The organism is Vibrio sp. Y176, from assembly GCF_033438945.1.
Window position 1 is genome coordinate 1 of sequence record NZ_JAWOQS010000783.1, and the last position, 610, is coordinate 610.

1 protein-coding gene is annotated in these 610 nt (G+C 39.0%); it reads right to left on the reverse strand.

Translation table 11 applies throughout. The features are described from left to right. Positions 1–21: 21 nt before the first annotated feature. Positions 22–369 carry a 5-carboxymethyl-2-hydroxymuconate Delta-isomerase gene (locus R7O13_RS28635; protein ID WP_029822990.1) on the reverse strand — a complete coding sequence of 116 codons (348 nt, stop codon included), beginning with the start codon at positions 367–369 and terminating at the stop codon, positions 22–24. Positions 370–610: the final 241 nt, after the last annotated feature.

Here is a 610-nt window from a genome sequence, read left to right on the forward strand (position 1 = left end):
AACGTCGGCCAAGCCTTATATTCAGTTCACCACTTTTTGAAAGCTGTCCACATCCATATCTCTAATGTTAACCGTTAAACTGTGTACATGACTTACCTGTTCTTGAAGCACAGCCATTAAAGCTCGCGATAATTCTCGCTTTTGTCCAGGCGTTCGGCCAGACAACAAATCAAAATTGATATGGATAAAATCGAGACTGTCACCCGCTTCACCAATTAGCCAGTTATGACATCTTAACGTTCTTGATTTCACAGAGGCCAACTCAAAAAGGCCACTCTCTAACGCAGCTTTATGTAAGTCTTCCAGCAAACCTTGTACATTGACTCGCTCTTCCACTGAGTTCGAATACTCTAAAACTAAGTTTGGCATTTTGATTCCTTTCTACAACATAAAAAATTCAGTGCGTAGTAATACCAATCTAGCCAGCAATTTCCGAGGAATGAACTATCATTCTGTCTACGCGATCACCAATCGATTGCTTTTGATAAAAATAACAGAACAACTTCGACTCCCGACGGAGAGAGAAAGCCACATAAGACATGATACCAATCATGATCTGTTCATATTATTCTGTTATATTCCTACGTAGATTTTTTACATTAATAGACTA